The sequence below is a fragment of the Bacillus cereus group sp. MYBK220-1 genome (assembly GCF_051916445.1).
Classification (GTDB): Bacteria; Bacillota; Bacilli; order Bacillales; family Bacillaceae_G; genus Bacillus_A; species Bacillus_A cereus.
Genome location: NZ_JBQAGQ010000002.1, coordinates 872,728 through 890,857, shown reverse-complemented (window position 1 = coordinate 890,857; position 18,130 = coordinate 872,728). Strand labels below are relative to the sequence as shown.

Genomic DNA, 18,130 nt, shown 5'->3' with positions numbered 1-18,130 from the left:
TTACTGTCCGTTTAACCATTTTTTAATTACTTTTGCAGTACCTTCTACATGTTCTTTCGTAGCATCCTGCACTTGTTCATCTAACGTTGGTTCTTTCGGTTCTTCTGGTTCAGGTTTTGGCTCTGGCACTATTTTTTCTTCAGGAATTTCCAAGATACTTTCATTACTTGCAGCAATTTCATCTTCTGCTAAGTATTCTTCATATTCCTCTTCTTCTTTCTTTCTCTTACGTCTTGCTAATAAGAACCATACTAGACCACCGATTGCTAATAAGCCAGCTGTAATTCCACCGAATAACCACCAGTTCATACCACTTTTTTCTGGCTCTTTCTCTTTTTCAGCTTTCGGCTGATCGAACTGAACAGTTACAACGTTAACTTGACCATTTATAAAGTTACCGTTCGGATCAGCTTGAAGTCCTGCCGCTGTTCCAATTGCTTCTTTGAAAGTAGTCATATCAATTCTTCGTTTTACTAACGTATCATTATCTACCCATACAACAACATTTGTTTTCGTTAATTCTGGGTGTTTCTTAATTGTTTCAACTGTTTTATCTATTTCATAGTTTTCGATTTTGTTGCCATTTTTATTATCATAGACAACTTTACCATTTTGATTATTGTTCGTACCGTAGTTTGGCACTTCACCGTTCGCTGTAATACCAGCACCTTGCTTCGTATCTGCCCCTTCTTGCGCAGTAGAGCTTTCTTCTTGCTCTTGTTTACTACGAAGTACACCTTTATCACCATACTTCTCTGACTGACGTGTAACTTCATCGTAGTTTACAGATACTTTCGTATTCACTTTATATTCATTCGGTTTAAACATCGTCATTAACGTTGCATCAATATCTTGCTTTAATTTACCTTCAAGTTGGTGCTGCATCTCTACTTCTTTCTCATAAGAAGAGGAACTACTAGAATGTGCTTCATCTGCTCCTTTTGAGATAACACCTTTTTTACTATCAATAACACTTACTTCTTCTGCTTTCACACCAGGAACCGCTGCACTAATCATTTGCTGTATACCTGCAACTTGATCAGCCGTTAACAATTGTCCACGTTTCACTCCAACCGTAATCGCCGCTGTTCCTTTCGCTTTTTCTTCATCAAAAATTGTCTCTTTTTCAGGCAATGTAATTTGAACATTTGCCGTTTCAACTGTCGCAAAGTTTCTTACAATATCTTGTTCCAATTGCTTCTTCGTACCGACAATTTGCTTCATTTTTTTATCTTGTTCACTTGAACCGAGAGAGCTTTCTAATAAAATTTCTTCACCGCTTTTCGAATTAAACGGTAAGCCCATCCCATTCATTTCTTTTCGAACCCATGGAGCATCATTCTTTTGCACACGAATTGAACCATCGGCCGCTAATTGGTAATCGACACCTAACTTCGATAATTCTGCTGTAATCTCTTGTTTATCTGCATCATTTAAATTTTGATATACAACAACATATTTATCTGGCAAGGTGAAGTATAAAAGTGCTCCTGTTACAATCGCTAAAAGCGCAGCACCGATTACTAACTTATGCCACGTTTTTAACGATTGGATAACATTTTTCATCTTTTCCATTTAAACACACCCGTCCACTTTCCTAAATTTGCATATTAATTAGTGACTTATAATTTTCAATAAGATTATCACGTACAAGAGCAGCCGTTTTCATTTGAGACTCAGCTTTCTTTTGCTGAATTAAAACGTCATGTGTTTCTCCTACCCCTTTAGTTAGTAAATCATATACTGCTGTTTGTGCATTGTTTTGCGTTTGATTCATATCTTCCAATAAATCAATAAACTTTTTCTCCGGAGCTACAGATGTTTGAGAAGTTTTCGGTGCACCAATTGACTGAATTGCTCCAAATGGTTGTGTATGTAACATTGGTTGAATTTTCATATTACGATTTTCCCCCTTATCCTCGGCCGATTTCTAAATCTTTATCAAGCATTTTTTTATTCGCATTTAATACACTCGTATTCGCTTCATACATTTTTTGAGCAACCATTACATTCGTCATTTCAGCAGTTACATCAATATTTGGATAACGTACATATCCTTCTTCATTTGCGTGCGGATGCGTCGGATCATACACTAAATTTTCCGTTTTGTCTGCTTCAATACTTTTTATTTTTACTCCATTAGTAGGAGCCCCATCTAACATACTTGCAAAACTATTGTTTGATTCTAACACCACACTACGACGCTCATATAAATCTGCCCCCGGAGCCGCCGTCGTATTTGCATTTACAATATTGTTAGAAGTAACTTCCATCCACTTTCTCGCTGTCGTTAGCCCTGAGCCACTTGCATTAATTGCCTGAAACATCCGTTGTCTCTCCTTCTACTTTTAACGTCCGCGTGCCGCTTGGTTAATTGCATATTGTGTATTAATTGCGTTAATTGAAATACCGTATAACTGATTTGCTTTCATTAAATCTAGCATTTCTGTCGTTACATCCACACTATTTCCGTCTTTATTCGTTTGCATTGATTTTGTTTGAATCTTTGCATATGTATTTTTCGTATTTACTGTCGGTAAGTGCATTTCATTCGTTTGATATAAATCTGGATTGCTCTTTAAATCAGCCGCATTATTTTTATATAAGGCACTACTTTTATTCATCTGCTCAGCAAATGTTACATCTTGTGCTTTATAGCCAGGTGTATTCGCATTTGCAATATTACTAGAAACAGTATTTCGTTTCGTCACTAAATAATTCATATAATGGCTTACATCACTCACTAAATCTGGCATATTCCACACCCTTCCTTTTCTAACGTAATGATCCACTGATAGAAGTTTCACTTCATTATTTATTTTCTTATATGCGTTTATTAAAATATTTACTATTATGTACCCTTACATATTTTATTCCATTTTTTCATTGTTGTCTTTAGAAAAATACAAAAATATAAAAAAGAATGCAAAAAACTGTATACACATAGTAATCTATAGAACATTTCAATAGATAAACTACAAACTAAAGTCCATTTTTCTATTATTTAGATTACTATTATTTTTTCATCACAGTCATAAAATGAAACCTCAATCAGCGGCGTTCTTTATGTAAACGAAGGAATAGACCCCCTTTTAAAAGGGGAATCTGTTTCCAAACGTTATTATTAATATTTACCGTAAAATGAATTAGCCTTCATTCGCCCATCATTTGTCATAATCATTTCTTCCAAAATCTTTTGCCTATCCCGAATATGCTGAGCTGCCTTAATAATGAACGGGCTTACTTCTGCTGCAACTTGCGCACGCGTTTCTTCATCCAATGTCATCATCCAGCGATTTAACATCTCACTCTTCTCAGCAAACTCTCTGTCTGACACTTGCAATTCACCGATTTCATTAAAACAGCTGACAAACGTCCGATAAATATCATTGTTCATTTTCAAGTGCTCCGCGGTAACCGTCTATTAAATCTTGTAACACTTTCACAATTGCATCAATATCTTTCGCTTCACGAGTTACTTTCATCGTTTGAATTTGAATGCTAATCCAATCATATAAACCATAGAGACTATCATATAAATCTTTCGTAATTTCAGGATTTAATTGAAGTTTTAGTTCTTCAAAAATACGTTCTAATTTTTCAAGAAGTGCGTCCCCTTCTTGTAGTTTAAAAGTATGTAAAAGTTCTTCTAAATTACGAAACTCTACAATACATCTTTCATAAATAAAAATTGTATTTTTAATCGGATTACTCGTCATAATATCATTTTGCATATAACGTTGCCATGCTTGCATACGATCACTTCCTCAACTTTCATTAATCATCACTTTTTTGTTTTGTCATTGCTTTAATTGTTTTTAGTTGGCTATCAAGCGCCGCCAATGTACTCTCTAGCTTTTGATACTTCTTCACAATTTCATCTTGCTTTTGCAAGTTTTGCGTCTCAATATCTTTAATCTTTTTATCTAAATCACTTACACGTGAGTCAATGTTTTTAACTCTCTCGCCGACCACACCTTTATCACCGAATAGTTTATCAAGCGGTTCTTCCATCATTTTTCCTAAACCGTTAGAACTAAAGAAAAATTGCTTCGCTGCATCGGGTTTTTCTTTTAATGCTTGTGTTAATTTTTCATCATTAACTTCCATCGTCCCATCTTGCTTTAATTGAATACCAAATGTGAATAAATAATTGCCATCTTGAGAAAATGTTACGACATTGTTCATTGCCTGACGTACACTTTGCATAATAGCTTGACCTTGGAAAGCTCCACCTTTTCCAGCAAAGATATCTACTGTAGAAACAGCTTTATTATAATCAGCTACCATTTTTTTAATAACATTCGATGCATCTGTTACGTTTGAATCACTTACTGTAAATTTCAAATCTATACCTTTTGCTTTTGGATCTGTTGTTGTACCAGCATCTGGCGCTCCTTCTACTTTCGGCTCAGTTACCTTTAACAACTCAATTTTCACACCAGGAAGAGCTTCAATTGTATTAGTAGAACCTTCCCCTTTGATACCATTAATAGTATACATAGCATTTTGTGCTTCATTGATTGTATTGAGCGCTGTGCCATCCGCCTTAGCTAAACCCATATCTTGAAATAGTGTAGATGTGTTCGCCTCAAACTTAATCTGTCCATCTGTTCCCTCTTTTTTCGAGGTCATGAAAATTTTATTTCCAAGTGTATAAGCTGATACGCCATAATCTCCATCATTAATCTTATTAATTAAATCTTTATATGTCATATCAGTTGTTACTTTTAGTTCTTTACCACCTAGTTTTAATGTTTCATCTTTAGGAAGCTTTGCATTTATATCTTTAATTTCATTTGAAGCTATTTGATGACGCTGTGCAAGCTGTGTAATCGTCATATTAAAAGTTCCTGCAATCGCACCACCATCAGCTTTTACATTAATATAACCGTCTTGTGTTGTCGTTACTTTTTTCTCATTTCCTTTAAAAGCCGCTAAGTTTTTAAAAGTTTGTGTAAAAGAACTAAATTCTGATTTTAAACTTGTATATAGTAGCTTATCATTTGTAAGGTCATTCTTTTCTTTCGTATATGGTGTTTTCCTCATATCTAAAGCATTCATTTCTAATTCGACGAAGTTAGAAGTATCGATCATATTATTTCCGAGGTTCCAAATTTGTTGTCTACCACCAATACCTGTCATCGTTGTTCCTGCCATTTTTCTCACTCCTTATAGATTACATGTAGTCTAAAATACTCGTTTTACTCATCGTACTAACCGCTTTAAGCGTCGCTTCATACGTTGCATTTATATATGCCAAGTCAGAAATTGCGACCGCTAAATCAACATCCTCAATTTCTTTACGGTTTTCTTGAAGCGCTAAATTTTGCTCACTTAAAATTGTTTTAAACGTCTCCATTGTGTTCATTGTTGAACCAACTTCAGTCGTACGGTTAATGATGCCATCTAAGTTTTTCTTATTTTCTCCTAATAACGGTTGTAACGCTTTTTGGTCACCTTTTTGCATCGCTTCGCTCATCTGTTTTAACGTTTTTATAACCGGGGATAATAATGCTTCTCCGTTACGAAATGCCTTTAATTCATAACCATCATTTAATTGCCAGTTCACATCATTTTTTCCGCCCTGGTACGTACCATCTTCTGTAAATGGTGACTTTTCTGCACTATCACCACCGAAAATATAACGACCTTGCTCTTTCGTATTCGCTAAATATACAACTTGTTTTAAAATTTGATCAATCTCTGCACCGATGGCTTTCAATTCTTTTTCACCATTTGGCTCATTTAATGCCTGTACCGTTAATTGATCTGCTCTCGTTAAAGATTTAAAAATACCTTGTAAAGTATTTTCAGTTTGTGTTAATACATTTTTTGAGTCAGCTAAATCTTTTTGCATTTGTTCAATATTCGCCAATGAATGTTGAATCGCAAATGATTTACTCGCTGCAAGTGGATCTTCACTCATAAGAAGATTTTTCTTCCCTGAAGTTACTTGATTTCTATGGTATTGTTGTTGCACATTCAAATCCATTAACTGATTCTTTGCCCAGTTTGCATTTTGAAATGTAGATACTCTCATTTCTATCTCCTCCTTATATATTTCCAATCAATTATTATCACTTATCGAATAATCGAAAATAGACTATCAAACACTTCATTCATCGTAGTAATAGCTTTAGAGTTTGCGACGAAATATTTTTGGAAGGCCATTAAATTTACCATTTCCTCTTCCATATTTACACCTTCAACGCTCATTTTTTCTTGTTGAATACCTTCTAGTAAGTCGCCATGAATTTTTTGATAACCATTTACTGCACTTTTATCAGATGCAACACGAACTATAAATTGGTCTAATGCTTGTTTATAAGAAAGACCTTCTTTATAATCGTCATCTGTAACTGCTGCTAGTTTATTTGCTGTTTCAGCAGACATTTTCATTTTCGAAACATCTTTTTGGAATTCTGGATTTAACTTCATATCCTTCGCATAATCTCCAACGAAGAAATCTTTTCCCATCACTGTATTTACTTGATTTTTCATCGAACTCATTAAGTCTTCGAGATTTTTTTTATAATTAACAATCTTCGCTTTCGTATCAATCGCTGATTTTATCGCCCCGCTAGTTACAGAGATCTCTGAACCGTAAATCTCAACTGACATTGGGTCTTTTTCTTTATTTAATTGAAGTGGATATGTATCTTGTCCATTTACTGTTAAAATACCATTCATTCTAACACTCGCGATATTAGGATTCATAGATTCATAAGATACTTCGATGTTTGCATACTTAGACATCTCTGTAACGATGCGATCTCGTTCGTCTAAAAGTTGATTCGGCACTTGTGTACCTGCTTGTCCAATTTTATGATTCGCTTCTGCTAAACTAGCAGCAAGACGATTAAATTCATTAACATGCGCCTCAATATCTTCTGCTGTCTGTGCTTCCACTGTATCTAAGTTTTTCGCAAGACGATTCACTTGACTTGTGAACTTCCCAGTTTCAGAAATTAATGTATCGTAGTAGTTTGGTTGTTCTGGATTTTTTGCCACTTCACGAAAGGCATTAAAGAAACCGTCCATTAAACTAGATAATGAATTCTTTCCTGTCGTTCCAACCATAGACTCTACACGTGATAAAGTCGAATTCATGTAGTTATAGTAAGAGAGTTGAGATAATTGATCATTAAACTGCTTCGTCTTTACCTCATCAGTAATACGGTCAACACCTAGCGTTTGTACACCGTAACCAATCCTCTGTTCTGGCGTATGACCATTGCTTGCTCCAACAGATCCGTAATTCACCATTTGACGCACATAACCCGGTGTATGAATGTTAGACAAGTTTTGTTTCGTTGTTTGTAACCCCATTTGAGCCGCTAACATACCCGATAGCGGTGTATTATAATCAGATAATCTCATAAAGCTTCACTTCTCCTTTACAATAGTTCGTTCATAAAGATTTGCGAATTATTGTTTCGCTCTAAGTTGTATTCAGAAACAGAATCCACAATACTTTCTGTAGTTTTTAATAGTACGTTTAAGTAATATTGATTTTTCAAAAGAATCATTTTTACATTCTCTTCTAATTCAGTTACGTTTTTTTGTAATTCTTCCATTTTTTCAATTTCTTCTTGAGAAAAATACGAAAATAACGCACTTACACGAAACGATTCAACTCCTTGTTCTTTACAGAACTGAACAACCATTTCTTCAAATGAGCTTGATAACCCTTTTAAACCATCAATGTACTGCAATTGCTCTACTTGTAACTTTTGAACTGCATTTACATTTTTATTTTTTAAATTCTCATATATTTGCTCTCCAAGCGCTTGAATATTTTCATACGCTTTTTGTATAATAACAAGCTTTTCATATAATTGTATGTACATATAGCTTCCTTCCTTTTACAAGACTAAATTTACAATTAAGCCATGGATTTCTCCAATTTGATTTAACATTTCTAAATGTCCTGTTTTCGTATTAATTAAATTCATAACATCTTCTAATTCATTCAATCCCATTTCTGCCTGTTTCACAATCGTCATTTTCTGTGAATATCCGTAACGCGGGTGACGAGACATGACATCTTTATACTGCAATACATTATCAACGTAAAAATTCAAAAATGATTTTACTGTATTTTTGTATTCCATTACATTATCAAGCGTTAATTCCATTTCAATTTTCTCTTTAATTTCTCCAATATTATCGACAAACGCTTCCATTTGTTCTAGTAATTTATCTTTTTTCGGATCTGCATGCAAATTATCCGAAAATGCAAGTCCTGTCCTGACATTTGCTTCTTTCGGCATTTGAGTAGCAGGCGGTATATGCGATAAAATTGGATTATGCGAGATAGAACGTAGCATATATATCACCTATTTATTTTTTTATTTCTTCCTAAACTTAATCGTAAAATCCAGTTATTTATAATTATACTCTGAACAGTAATATTTTGCAGTTATTTTTTATAAAAGATATGTTACAATTTAGCATGAGGTGGCACAATTCTATGAATATTTTCCTTTGTGGTTCAAATCAATTAACAGCATTAGATCAAGAAGAAATTAAAAAATTTTTAACTGACTATGCTCACAAACATAAAATTTACATATTATGTTATAAATCTATTGAAAATGAGGTTCTTCGTTTTTTCGTTGAGAATGAAAGACTCGCTCAAAATTTATGCCTTTACACGCTGCAACCATTGCAAGCAATTACAGATGAATTTCAAGAAGTCGTTGATTACTTAAAAAAACACGGAGCCGAATATGTTGCTTTTGATCATCCTTCTGACTCTATTTACCGATCAGATTATATGTTTTTTGTTAAACAAATTATTGAAGACACTGATTTAGTTCTCTGTTTTTATAATGGGGACAAACATACATCTGTCATCCCTGTCGATGTTGCAAAAGAAGCAGGTATTGATGCTGTCATTTATGATTTACCAGGATTACATGAAAAGCAAATGAAAAAAAGCTTTGAACAAAAAATTCGTATGATGTAAAGGGGGAGGCACAATATCATTATTGTGCCCATTGTAAATATGATAATTGAACAAGATTATGATCATTTTATCGCGAGTTTTAAACAACAATTCAATATGGACATCGCTTCATATAAACAAGATAGAATGCGCCGTAGAATCGATGCTTTCATTTCGAGAAAAGGCTTCGAAAACTACACTAATTTTTTAAACAAATTACGCGCTGATCAAAATTTATTTTTAAATTTTATTGACTATATTACAATTAACGTTTCAGAGTTTTTTAGAAATAAAGAACGATGGCAAACTTTAGAGTCGAAAGCACTACCAAAATTACTCGAACAAAATAGCGGAAAATTAAAGGTATGGAGTGCCGCTTGCGCTGCTGGTGAAGAACCGTATACACTCTCTTTAATTTTATCGAAGCATCTTGCTCCATTTCGTTTTGAAATTCAAGCAACAGATCTTGATTTTCATATTTTAGAAACCGCAAAACGCGGTCAATATACAGAACGTTCGTTAAAGGAATTACCTACTGATTTGAAAGAACGTCATTTCACAAAAGAGAATGATCTATATTCATTGCATCAAAACATTAAACAAAACGTCTCGTTTAAACAACATGACCTTTTAATGCAGTCATTCGATACAAATTATGATTTGATTATTTGTCGCAATGTAATGATATATTTCACAGAAGAAGCAAGAGTAAAACTTTACGAAAAATTTAGTCGTTCTTTACGAAAAGGCGGTGTACTATTTGTTGGTAGTACGGAACAAATTTTAACACCCGAACGTTACAATCTTCAGCGATTTGATACATTCTTCTACGAAAAAATATAAAAGAGGTCGTCACAATGGAGTGACGACCTTTTTACATAACTCGAATTAAAATAATACCGACAATCCATACAAAGAGAAAAAGAAGCGTCATAGACCATTTATGTTCTTGCATCGTTTGTTTCAATGCCTGTGATAATTGTGTCATGTTCATTTCCGCAAGCGCTCTCCATACACTTACATCCCGATCTTTAGCAATGCGGTCTGTAACACTAATTAAAATTGTTTCGTTAGACAATTTCGTTATATAAGCAGTAATAACCGTTACCATCAAATTTATATTTCCTTCTGAAGAATCACTTTCCACTCTAGAGATAAGTGCACTCACATCTAGTAACGGAATATGTACTTTTCTACCAAATGATAGTTGTACTTCAGCGAAATCATATGTTCCATCTAACAAAGGAAGTTCTTTTATATGCGCCTGCTTAACAAGCCCTTGTAGGCTTCTAATTACTTGTTCAAATATTTTTTCTGTTTGCTTACCTTCTCCAGATAACGTATGTAACTTTTTAAAAAGTTGTAACACTGTATCCATCTCTTTAGAAAGCATTTCCTTCATAATCTTTCCATCACTTAAACTTGCAAGTAAAATGCCTATTTCATTATTTTTCGAAATAATTTTAGACTGTCCAGTAAACACTAAATTGCTACGCTTTCGTTCTTTCTGGATTTCATGCTCCGAAATAGCTGCAGGCTGTTTTAATGGTTGTAACGCCTTATCTTCAATTGTCGTACGTTTAATCTCCATTTAAGCGCCTCCACTACTATGAAATAATTAGCCCCATTCTTTATTACTCTTTAAAACTAAAAACAGTACGAATAAACCTGACATGATAGTAAACACATCAGAAGCTTGCACTCCCTGTTCACCTTTTTCTTCTTTCTTGTCTTTCGGTTCTTCTTTTTGTTCTTTCTTTTTAGAGGCAACTTGTTTGTTATTTTTCTCTTTTTGGTCCTTCGCCTTATGTACTTCCTTGTTGTCTTCGAACGGCTCTTTTATAACGTAAGTAAATTCCTCTTTCTCTTTCAACGGTTCTTTTATAAACTTATTTACTTTCTCATCTCGCTTCGGAATTTGAACAACTGGCAAATTTTCTTCTGGAACCGGGTTTTTGACTTTGGAATCTTCTTGCTTCTCATTTTCTTTCTTATCTTCTAATTCATTTTCTAGTTTATTATCTAATTTATCTAATTTATCTTCTTTCTCTTCTATCTTTTTATCATCTTCATTTTTTGGCGCCAAAACAGAAATGGTATATTCACTTTCCTCAACAAGTTTATTACCTGCTGCATCTATTATCTCTACAAGTAATTCGTATGGCCCAGCCGGCAATGCTTCTGTTATTTCAAATACTTTTTGCCAATCCATATCATGCTTGTTGTAGTCTAATAAAAACGAAAGCTCTTTATTTTCTTTCCCTTTTAATGTAACGCGCACTTCTTTTACAACCGATTCTATATCTGATGCTTTTACTCGTATATGTATAGAATCTCCCTGTTTTCGTTCAACTAAGTTCTCTTTTACTTCATCAATAGTAACTTTCTGTAACTTTGGCAATTCTTTATCTATAGTTGGCGTTTCATTTTTAATACGAATGAGCGGGACTTTCACTTCATTTTTTATGAGCTCTTCTTTCTCATTCTCTTTGTAACTTTGAACGAGCTGAAGATTCCAATCACCTTGCAAATCAAAATCCCCTGCTTTATAGTTAGCAACCCAGCTCTTCGTTTCTTCATCATACTCAAAAGATAACATTCTTTCTTGCGCATATTGCTCCCCATTTTTTTGTAACTGCAATATACCTTTCATACTTTGAATGTTTTTCCCATTTGGTTCTACAGCAATTCGCACCTCTTCGCCAACTTTAAGCTCCGGCTTATTTACTGTAATAATTCCCTGTTCTGTTTCTATCTTTCTTTCACTCAATTGTTTATTTACTACTTCTTGTTGTTCTGCTTCTTTTTGTTTCTCTTCATCTTGCTTCGTTTCCACTTGCTCTGACGATTCTTGAGATTCCTTATTTTCTTCTTGTACATTCACTTCATTTATTTTTTGATCTGACTCAATTTGTTCCTCAGCCTGACTTTGCAAGGGGAAGAACAAGCATACATGTATGCATAGCCAACTCATTAGAAAAAACTTTACGTTTTTCATCTACTAGTTCAAACTCCTATTTCAATGCCTTATAGTGATTTCGTCACTTTTACTCCGAAAAATCCATCTACATTTACAAGTTCACCATACGCCACTAATACATCATTTACATAAATACGAATTGGTTCATCAATATCCTCATCTAGCACAACTGCTTCATTTTCTTGTAAACTTAATATATCTTGAATCGTTTTCACTGTACTTCCAAATACAAATTTCACGTTCATTTCTACATTTTGTAGAATGGACGTGTCCATATATACTGGTTCCATTTGTTTTACTTCTTTAAATTCAATAGGTTGCACAACTGGTTCTACAATTTTTTCTTCTTCAATTTCTTCTGTGGCAATCTCTTCTTCTTCCACCATCGGATACAGAAGTCGCCTTACCATTTCTTTCGCTTCAGAAATTGGCAAAATTTGATACATTTTCGATTGAAGCAGATCACCAATTTCAAGATTGAACGTAATTTGAACGAGTTCGTCCACTTCCATTGACTCTCCCAAATACTCCATTTCTTCTTTTAACGTTACAAATTTAACATTTGGCGGCGTCATGTCCATTTTTTCTTGGAACATTTCTGACATCGCCGTAGCAGCATGACCCATCATTTGGTTCATAATTTCTTTAATACCGCTCAGTTCTAATTCAGTAAGCTCTTTTTCCGGATCAACTTCCCCTGTTCCCATCATCATTAAATCTACCATTGTTAAGGCGACATCTTTCGTAAATACGAATACATTCTCATTCTTTAGCCCTTCAACAAAGTCGACATTTAAAATAACAAATGGCACTGGTACTCCATCATAATGACGAACATTAATTGCTTCCACATTTGGTGTACTAATTGTAACTGGCTGATTTAAAAGCGTTGACAATACTGTTGAAGCGGAACCAATTGAAATATTTGCAATTTCACCAAGCACATCTTTCTCTTCTTGTGTTAAATGCTCTTTTTCAACTTGTTCTTCTACAATCTCAGTTTCCACTACTTCTGATGGTTCGACTGTTTCTTCTACTTCACCAGATAATTGCATTAATTTATTTACCATTTGTTTCGCATGCTCAACTGAAACAATTTGTACAAGTTTAGAGTTTACAAGATTATCTATCTTTAAATCAAACGACACTTTAACAATCGTATGATTCCCATCGATTTCAGAGATTTTCTCCATTTCTTCTGATAACTTTACAACTTTAATCGTCGGCGGAGACATATCTACTGTATCTTGGAAGAATTCCGACATAGATGTAGCTGCGAATCCCATCATTTGATTCATCGCTTCTTGTACAGCACTTAGCTCTAATTCACCAAGTTCTTTTCCGTCCTCCACTTCACCTGTTCCCATCATCATTAAATCAGCAATGGATAATGCAACATCTTGCTTAAGGACAAGAAGGTTTTCCATATCTAATCCTTTTGTAAAATGAATGTTTAATACAACATGTGGAACTTCGACATCTCTTGAATCATATAAATCTACCAACTCTATGCGAGGAGCAGTAATGCTTACTTGCCTATTTAAAATTGTTGATAATACAGTCGAAGCTGAACCAAATGATATATTTGCAATTTCGCCAAGAATATCGCATTCTTGAGGCGTTAAATGCTCATTTTCTTTTTCTAGCACAATCGTGCTCGTATCCCCTTTTGTGTGTTGCTCAGGCATTTTCCCTGCCTCCTCATTTCTGTTTTTCTATCAAATAATATAAACTCTTATTTTAGCAAACTCATTAGTATAAAACGTTACTATGTATCCCATTATTAGATTCGTAGCAATTAGCCAAAAAGCTCCCCAATTGTATACAAGTGGGGAGCTTTCCTTCATTCCTATTATAAACCTTCTGGGTTTAAAATGAGGACCACTCGTCCATCACCGAGAATCGTCGCACCAGAGAAATAGTTAGAACTCTCTGCAAAGAAGTCACCTAATGACTTTAAGACTATTTCTCTTTGACCGATAATTGTGTTTACAATAAGTCCATAGCTGCGATGTGTATTACGAACAATTAACACAGGAACCATTTGACCATCATATGACGCAAACGCCTCATCTACTGTTTTTTCACCAAATACAGTACTTAAATGTTTCACTTCAATAATTTGATTACGATAATTTAACACATCTTTCCCTTGTAAGGATTGGATGTCTTCTCTCTTAATTCGAATTGCTTCAACGATATTTCCAAGAGGTAAAGCATAACGCTTATCATTCGTTTGAACAAGCATAGATTGAATAATAGACAACGTTAATGGAAGTTCAATTCTAAATGTACTTCCCTTTCCTTCCTCAGAATCAATAATTAAATGTCCACCTAAACTATGAATCGTATGTTTTACAACATCTAATCCGACACCGCGTCCAGAAAGATCTGATACAACTTCAGCTGTACTAAATCCTGGTTGGAAAATAAGATCAAACACTTCACGATCTGTTAATCTATTCGCATCCGCTTCAGTTACAACGCCATTTTTAATCGCTTTTTCTAATACTTTCCCTTTATTAATACCGTTTCCATCATCCGTAATTTGAATAACGACATGATTTCCACTATGAAAGGCTTCTAATTTAATCGTACCTGTCTCATTTTTACCTGCATCACGTCGTTTTTCAACAGTTTCAACACCGTGATCGATTGCATTTCGAATTAAATGAACGAGCGGATCACCGATTTCATCAATAACAATTTTATCTACTTCAGTATCTTCACCTGTAATTTGTAAATCGATTTTTTTCCCTAAATCTTTCGCTAACATACGTACCATACGCGGGAAACGATTGAACACAGTTTCAATCGGCACCATACGCATATTTAATAGTACATTTTGAATATCTTTTGAAATATCGCCTAATCGATTTAAATGTTCAATTAGCTCCTTGTTTTGAATTGTTTGAGCCAATTCATCAATGCGCCCACGTTCAATTACACTTTCTTCAAACATATTCATTAATCTTTCGATTTTCTCTAATTGAACACGAATTGAACGATTCTCCACTTTAGCATTTTTCGTTTTTGTAGTACTTTTAGCTGGCATAGTACTTGAAGGTTGATTCGTTGCCTCTATCGGTGATTTTACTTGCGTAACCACAGCAGGTTGTAGCTTTTCTTCTACTTGCACAACTTCTTGTGTCACGACTTTTTTAGAAGCTACTTCCTTCGATATAGGTTCTCCTTGCTTTACTTCCACTTTCTCAATTTCAGAAACATGAAGTACTACTTGTTTCAACTCTTCTATACTACAATCCGTATCCATAAATACTGTAAATTCAAATCCGAAAGCATCTGCTTCAATTTCTTCAATACTCGGAGCTGTTTTTTGTATATTCCCTACATTTTGCAATGCTTCAATACACATAATGGCACGTACTGCTTTTAAAATCGCTTGCTGTTCAACTGTTATATGCACTTCATGCGAAACTCCATCATCGGTGTCTATATGATTTTGCTCTATATGTTCCGTAGGAGTTTCTACATTGCCGTTCAATAATGCTTCTAATTTCTGTTTAGTTGAGGCTACATCAATATTGCCCATTCCACCTTGTTGCACATCTGCAACCATCTTCTCCAAATTATCAATGCACTCAAAAATCACATCAATAATATCCGCATTTACAACTATATTTCCATGACGAATTTCATCTAACACATTTTCCATCTTATGCGTTAAATCAGCCATTTCCGTAAATTCCATGCTCGCAGACATACCTTTGAATGTATGAGCGGATCGGAATATTTCTCCTACAACATCCATATCAGCAGGATTTTGTTCTAACACTAGCACATTTTCATTTAGCGACTGTAAATGTTCTTCTGACTCTTCGAAAAATATATTTAATAGATCTGTTTGCATTTTTATCCCCTACCTGTCTAACAAACATTTCATTTATGTATAACAATTTAGTGTTTTACAATGAGAAAAAAGGGGGCCACACGTCGATCCGCTATCACTGTTTTGATTCCTTGTGGCACCCCTTCTATATTAACTATTTGCTACTTTTGTTAAAGCTTCAATTACACGATCCGCTTGGAATGGCTTTACAATAAAGTCTTTTGCCCCGCCCTTAATTGCATCTAATACCATACCTTGTTGTCCCATTGCAGAACAAATAACAACCTTTGCACTTGAATCAATTTTAATAATTTCTTTTAATGCTTCAAGCCCGTCCATTTCTGGCATAGTAATATCTAATGTTACAATATCAGGTTGAAGTTCTTTATACTTTTGAATCGCTTCTACCCCATTCTCTGCTTCGCCGATAACTTCAAAGTCAGCATTACTTTTTAATAAGTTTTTAATCATCGTTCGCATAAACATCGCATCGTCTACTACTAAAATTTTATGTGCCATTCTTTTTAATTCTCTCCTTCTATGTATAAATATATCTTAATATTTCACCTTATCATTCTCACTCATTATACAAAATAAAATGATAAAATTTAATATTTTTTTAAAAGAATTTTCGTATTTTTATTATTTTATTATTAAAATAATAATATACTACTCTTTTATATAAATAACAACGCGACGGTTTTTTTCCCAGTTTTGCGGTGAATCATTTGGTACAATTGGCTTTGTGTCTGCATATCCTACCGCAGCTAGCCTTTTATCATCCACATTATACACTTCAATTAAATGGTGAATCATATTTGCCGCTCGTGCTGAAGATAACTCCCAATTAGAAGGGAATTTCTCGTTATGAATAGGTCTACTATCTGTATGTCCCTCTACAACAATTGGGTTAGGTACGGATTGAAAAAATCCAACTAATTGACTTATTATCCCTTTCGCTTCGGGCTTAACGTTTGCATCGCCTGTATCAAATATTAAATTATCTACTATAACGACGCTTACCCCTGTATCCTCCCGATATACATTCACTTGACTAATACCGTTATTATCTACATACGCTTTTAACTTCTTATATAATTCATCCATTCTCTTTTTTGAGATCATTTTTTCATCATTTTTTTCATGTGAAATATCTGGTATTGTATTTTCCATTACTTTTGCATCTACTTGCCCCGTATCACTAAACTTTTCAAGCATCTTTGACAATTTTACTGCATCTTGCTTTGATGTAGCAACTAGTAATACAAAGAAAGTTAATAATAACATCGTTAAATCTGTAAAAGTCGTCATCCAACGAGGTGATCCCTTTTGCGGTCCTTTACTCATCATACCACTCCTTGAAATATTAGGCTGCTCCTTTTACCTTTTTTACCTTTGTTTCGTATACGTATGTATCCAGTTTCAACTTTAATTTAGAAGGGATTTGTCCACGATACAATTCTGAAATTGCTTCTATTATAAACTTCTTCTCTGTATATAAATCTTCAATACCACGATATACTTTTTCCGCAAGAGGGATTACAATCATATTCGCAAGTACAGACCCATATAATGTCGTTAACATCGCAACTGCCATCCCTGTACCAATTTGCGATGTATCTTGTAAGTTTTGGAGCATAATGATAAGACCAATTAAAGTCCCTATCATGCCCCAAGCTGGAGCAAAATCACCAATTTTATCTAATAATGCTGCTCCTTTTCTTAACTCATACACTTCCGTTTCAATATCTTTCAATAACACTTCTTTTAATTCATCTTCATCGTAACCGCTTAACATTAATCGAATTCCTTTTTGAATAAAAGGATTATCCACTTGCTCTCCATCTACCTCTAAAGAAAGCAAGCCGTTCTTTTTAGACTTTTTCGAAAAATCGACAAACAAATCCGTTAACTGTTCTAAATCTTCTTCTCTTCTATGTAAAACAGTAAAAATGCTTTTCGTATATTTTTTTATTTCTCCAAATCGATATGCCACAACAATTGTCGCTGTTGTTCCCCCTATGACAATTAAAATAGATGAAACATCTAAAAAGTTTTTGAAAGCTTTTATTCCACCGCCGCCAAGCATAATTGCCGCTATCACTATAATGAAACCTACTATAATGCCCACTGGGCTAGAAATATCAAACTTCCTTTTTCTTCTTTGTGGTCTAGCTAATACTTGATTTTTCTCTCCCATATTTCTGCCCTTTCCTTTCCATTTTTATATAACATTTTTTTATTTTAATAATACGTTTTGACATATAACATGTATTATACGCTCATCATCTGTTTATCGCAATATACTCATGAAATTGACACATTTCATTTCTATATTAGAATTATA

Annotated in this window: 20 protein-coding genes; 2 read left to right on the top strand and 18 right to left on the bottom strand. The window is 34.2% G+C overall.

All coding sequences use genetic code 11. From position 1 onward, the window contains the following. The 11 genes from ACTFRU_RS11540 to ACTFRU_RS11490 form a co-directional block, all read right to left on the bottom strand. Window positions 1–1,575: a flagellar M-ring protein FliF C-terminal domain-containing protein gene (locus tag ACTFRU_RS11540; protein WP_000413931.1), complete on the bottom strand. Its 1,575-nt coding sequence runs from the start codon at window positions 1,573–1,575 to the stop codon at window positions 1–3. A gap of 22 nt (window positions 1,576–1,597) precedes the next feature. Beyond that, complete coding sequence (gene fliE, locus ACTFRU_RS11535) at window positions 1,598–1,897, bottom strand: flagellar hook-basal body complex protein FliE (protein WP_000701670.1); 300 nt, start codon at window positions 1,895–1,897, stop codon at window positions 1,598–1,600. A gap of 16 nt (window positions 1,898–1,913) precedes the next feature. Next, on the bottom strand, window positions 1,914–2,327 hold the full coding sequence (gene flgC, locus ACTFRU_RS11530; protein ID WP_000484680.1) for a flagellar basal body rod protein FlgC: 414 nt from the start codon (window positions 2,325–2,327) through the stop codon (window positions 1,914–1,916). A 21-nt stretch (window positions 2,328–2,348) separates the two neighbouring features. Next, entirely contained in the window at window positions 2,349–2,807 is a 459-nt protein-coding gene (flgB, locus tag ACTFRU_RS11525) for a flagellar basal body rod protein FlgB (protein ID WP_370445031.1), read from the bottom strand. Window positions 2,808–3,124: 317 nt separating this feature from the next. Next, the gene (locus ACTFRU_RS11520; RefSeq protein WP_016124342.1) at window positions 3,125–3,397 is read right to left on the bottom strand and encodes a hypothetical protein; all 273 of its coding nucleotides are present in this window, start codon (window positions 3,395–3,397) and stop codon (window positions 3,125–3,127) included. Next, on the bottom strand, window positions 3,387–3,755 hold the full coding sequence (locus tag ACTFRU_RS11515; RefSeq protein WP_001149516.1) for a flagellar export chaperone FliS: 369 nt from the start codon (window positions 3,753–3,755) through the stop codon (window positions 3,387–3,389). The genes ACTFRU_RS11520 and ACTFRU_RS11515 overlap by 11 nt, the downstream gene beginning before the upstream one ends. A gap of 22 nt (window positions 3,756–3,777) precedes the next feature. Next, window positions 3,778–5,160: a flagellar hook-associated protein 2 gene (locus ACTFRU_RS11510; protein ID WP_059303962.1), complete on the bottom strand. Its 1,383-nt coding sequence runs from the start codon at window positions 5,158–5,160 to the stop codon at window positions 3,778–3,780. Window positions 5,161–5,179: 19 nt separating this feature from the next. Further along, complete coding sequence (locus ACTFRU_RS11505) at window positions 5,180–6,043, bottom strand: flagellar hook-associated protein 3 (RefSeq protein ID WP_001266403.1); 864 nt, start codon at window positions 6,041–6,043, stop codon at window positions 5,180–5,182. 41 nt (window positions 6,044–6,084) lie between these two features. Beyond that, on the bottom strand, window positions 6,085–7,383 hold the full coding sequence (gene flgK, locus ACTFRU_RS11500; RefSeq protein ID WP_414764423.1) for a flagellar hook-associated protein FlgK: 1,299 nt from the start codon (window positions 7,381–7,383) through the stop codon (window positions 6,085–6,087). A gap of 17 nt (window positions 7,384–7,400) precedes the next feature. After that, window positions 7,401–7,853, bottom strand: a complete 453-nt coding sequence (locus ACTFRU_RS11495) for a hypothetical protein (RefSeq protein WP_000275878.1) — start codon at window positions 7,851–7,853, stop codon at window positions 7,401–7,403. 15 nt (window positions 7,854–7,868) lie between these two features. Next, window positions 7,869–8,333 (bottom strand): YaaR family protein, encoded by a 465-nt coding sequence (locus ACTFRU_RS11490; RefSeq protein ID WP_000946323.1) that lies wholly within the window; start codon window positions 8,331–8,333, stop codon window positions 7,869–7,871. A gap of 143 nt (window positions 8,334–8,476) precedes the next feature. On the opposite strand from ACTFRU_RS11490, the gene ACTFRU_RS11485 reads away from it, so the two are divergent. After that, on the top strand, window positions 8,477–8,974 hold the full coding sequence (locus ACTFRU_RS11485) for a flagellar motor switch protein FliG (RefSeq protein WP_001020110.1): 498 nt from the start codon (window positions 8,477–8,479) through the stop codon (window positions 8,972–8,974). 39 nt (window positions 8,975–9,013) lie between these two features. After that, window positions 9,014–9,796 carry a protein-glutamate O-methyltransferase CheR gene (gene cheR / locus ACTFRU_RS11480; protein ID WP_000582879.1) on the top strand — a complete coding sequence of 261 codons (783 nt, stop codon included), beginning with the start codon at window positions 9,014–9,016 and terminating at the stop codon, window positions 9,794–9,796. A gap of 31 nt (window positions 9,797–9,827) precedes the next feature. Here the strand turns inward: cheR and ACTFRU_RS11475 are convergent, their stop codons facing one another. The 7 genes from ACTFRU_RS11475 to ACTFRU_RS11445 form a co-directional block, all read right to left on the bottom strand. Then, a complete protein-coding gene (locus ACTFRU_RS11475; RefSeq protein WP_000403951.1) occupies window positions 9,828–10,544 on the bottom strand; it encodes a hypothetical protein in 717 nt (238 codons plus the stop codon). 27 nt (window positions 10,545–10,571) lie between these two features. After that, window positions 10,572–11,951, bottom strand: a complete 1,380-nt coding sequence (locus ACTFRU_RS11470; protein WP_226369100.1) for a transglycosylase — start codon at window positions 11,949–11,951, stop codon at window positions 10,572–10,574. Window positions 11,952–11,980: 29 nt separating this feature from the next. Then, complete coding sequence (locus tag ACTFRU_RS11465) at window positions 11,981–13,621, bottom strand: flagellar motor switch protein (protein ID WP_001115005.1); 1,641 nt, start codon at window positions 13,619–13,621, stop codon at window positions 11,981–11,983. A gap of 164 nt (window positions 13,622–13,785) precedes the next feature. Further along, window positions 13,786–15,804, bottom strand: a complete 2,019-nt coding sequence (locus ACTFRU_RS11460; RefSeq protein WP_001192618.1) for a chemotaxis protein CheA — start codon at window positions 15,802–15,804, stop codon at window positions 13,786–13,788. 129 nt (window positions 15,805–15,933) lie between these two features. Further along, window positions 15,934–16,302: a response regulator gene (locus ACTFRU_RS11455; protein ID WP_000940565.1), complete on the bottom strand. Its 369-nt coding sequence runs from the start codon at window positions 16,300–16,302 to the stop codon at window positions 15,934–15,936. Window positions 16,303–16,452: 150 nt separating this feature from the next. Further along, window positions 16,453–17,130, bottom strand: a complete 678-nt coding sequence (locus ACTFRU_RS11450) for an OmpA family protein (protein ID WP_000033627.1) — start codon at window positions 17,128–17,130, stop codon at window positions 16,453–16,455. Window positions 17,131–17,149: 19 nt separating this feature from the next. Further along, complete coding sequence (locus ACTFRU_RS11445; protein ID WP_440037649.1) at window positions 17,150–17,983, bottom strand: flagellar motor protein MotP; 834 nt, start codon at window positions 17,981–17,983, stop codon at window positions 17,150–17,152. Window positions 17,984–18,130 lie beyond the last annotated feature (147 nt).

What these genes read in the sequence shown, in the direction of transcription:
- flgK (WP_414764423.1), bottom strand. Translation starts at nt 7,383, where the DNA reads ATGAGATTATCTGATTATAATACACCGCTATCGGGTATGTTAGCGGCT.
- ACTFRU_RS11510 (WP_059303962.1), bottom strand. Translation starts at nt 5,160, where the DNA reads ATGGCAGGAACAACGATGACAGGTATTGGTGGTAGACAACAAATTTGG.
- ACTFRU_RS11520 (WP_016124342.1), bottom strand. Translation starts at nt 3,397, where the DNA reads ATGAACAATGATATTTATCGGACGTTTGTCAGCTGTTTTAATGAAATC.
- ACTFRU_RS11470 (WP_226369100.1), bottom strand. Translation starts at nt 11,951, where the DNA reads ATGAAAAACGTAAAGTTTTTTCTAATGAGTTGGCTATGCATACATGTA.
- ACTFRU_RS11540 (WP_000413931.1), bottom strand. Translation starts at nt 1,575, where the DNA reads ATGGAAAAGATGAAAAATGTTATCCAATCGTTAAAAACGTGGCATAAG.
- ACTFRU_RS11495 (WP_000275878.1), bottom strand. Translation starts at nt 7,853, where the DNA reads ATGTACATACAATTATATGAAAAGCTTGTTATTATACAAAAAGCGTAT.
- ACTFRU_RS11460 (WP_001192618.1), bottom strand. Translation starts at nt 15,804, where the DNA reads ATGCAAACAGATCTATTAAATATATTTTTCGAAGAGTCAGAAGAACAT.
- ACTFRU_RS11475 (WP_000403951.1), bottom strand. Translation starts at nt 10,544, where the DNA reads ATGGAGATTAAACGTACGACAATTGAAGATAAGGCGTTACAACCATTA.
- ACTFRU_RS11485 (WP_001020110.1), top strand. Translation starts at nt 8,477, where the DNA reads ATGAATATTTTCCTTTGTGGTTCAAATCAATTAACAGCATTAGATCAA.
- ACTFRU_RS11450 (WP_000033627.1), bottom strand. Translation starts at nt 17,130, where the DNA reads ATGAGTAAAGGACCGCAAAAGGGATCACCTCGTTGGATGACGACTTTT.
- ACTFRU_RS11445 (WP_440037649.1), bottom strand. Translation starts at nt 17,983, where the DNA reads ATGGGAGAGAAAAATCAAGTATTAGCTAGACCACAAAGAAGAAAAAGG.
- cheR (WP_000582879.1), top strand. Translation starts at nt 9,014, where the DNA reads ATGATAATTGAACAAGATTATGATCATTTTATCGCGAGTTTTAAACAA.
- flgC (WP_000484680.1), bottom strand. Translation starts at nt 2,327, where the DNA reads ATGTTTCAGGCAATTAATGCAAGTGGCTCAGGGCTAACGACAGCGAGA.
- ACTFRU_RS11505 (WP_001266403.1), bottom strand. Translation starts at nt 6,043, where the DNA reads ATGAGAGTATCTACATTTCAAAATGCAAACTGGGCAAAGAATCAGTTA.
- ACTFRU_RS11490 (WP_000946323.1), bottom strand. Translation starts at nt 8,333, where the DNA reads ATGCTACGTTCTATCTCGCATAATCCAATTTTATCGCATATACCGCCT.
- fliE (WP_000701670.1), bottom strand. Translation starts at nt 1,897, where the DNA reads ATGAAAATTCAACCAATGTTACATACACAACCATTTGGAGCAATTCAG.
- ACTFRU_RS11465 (WP_001115005.1), bottom strand. Translation starts at nt 13,621, where the DNA reads ATGCCTGAGCAACACACAAAAGGGGATACGAGCACGATTGTGCTAGAA.
- ACTFRU_RS11455 (WP_000940565.1), bottom strand. Translation starts at nt 16,302, where the DNA reads ATGGCACATAAAATTTTAGTAGTAGACGATGCGATGTTTATGCGAACG.
- ACTFRU_RS11515 (WP_001149516.1), bottom strand. Translation starts at nt 3,755, where the DNA reads ATGCAAGCATGGCAACGTTATATGCAAAATGATATTATGACGAGTAAT.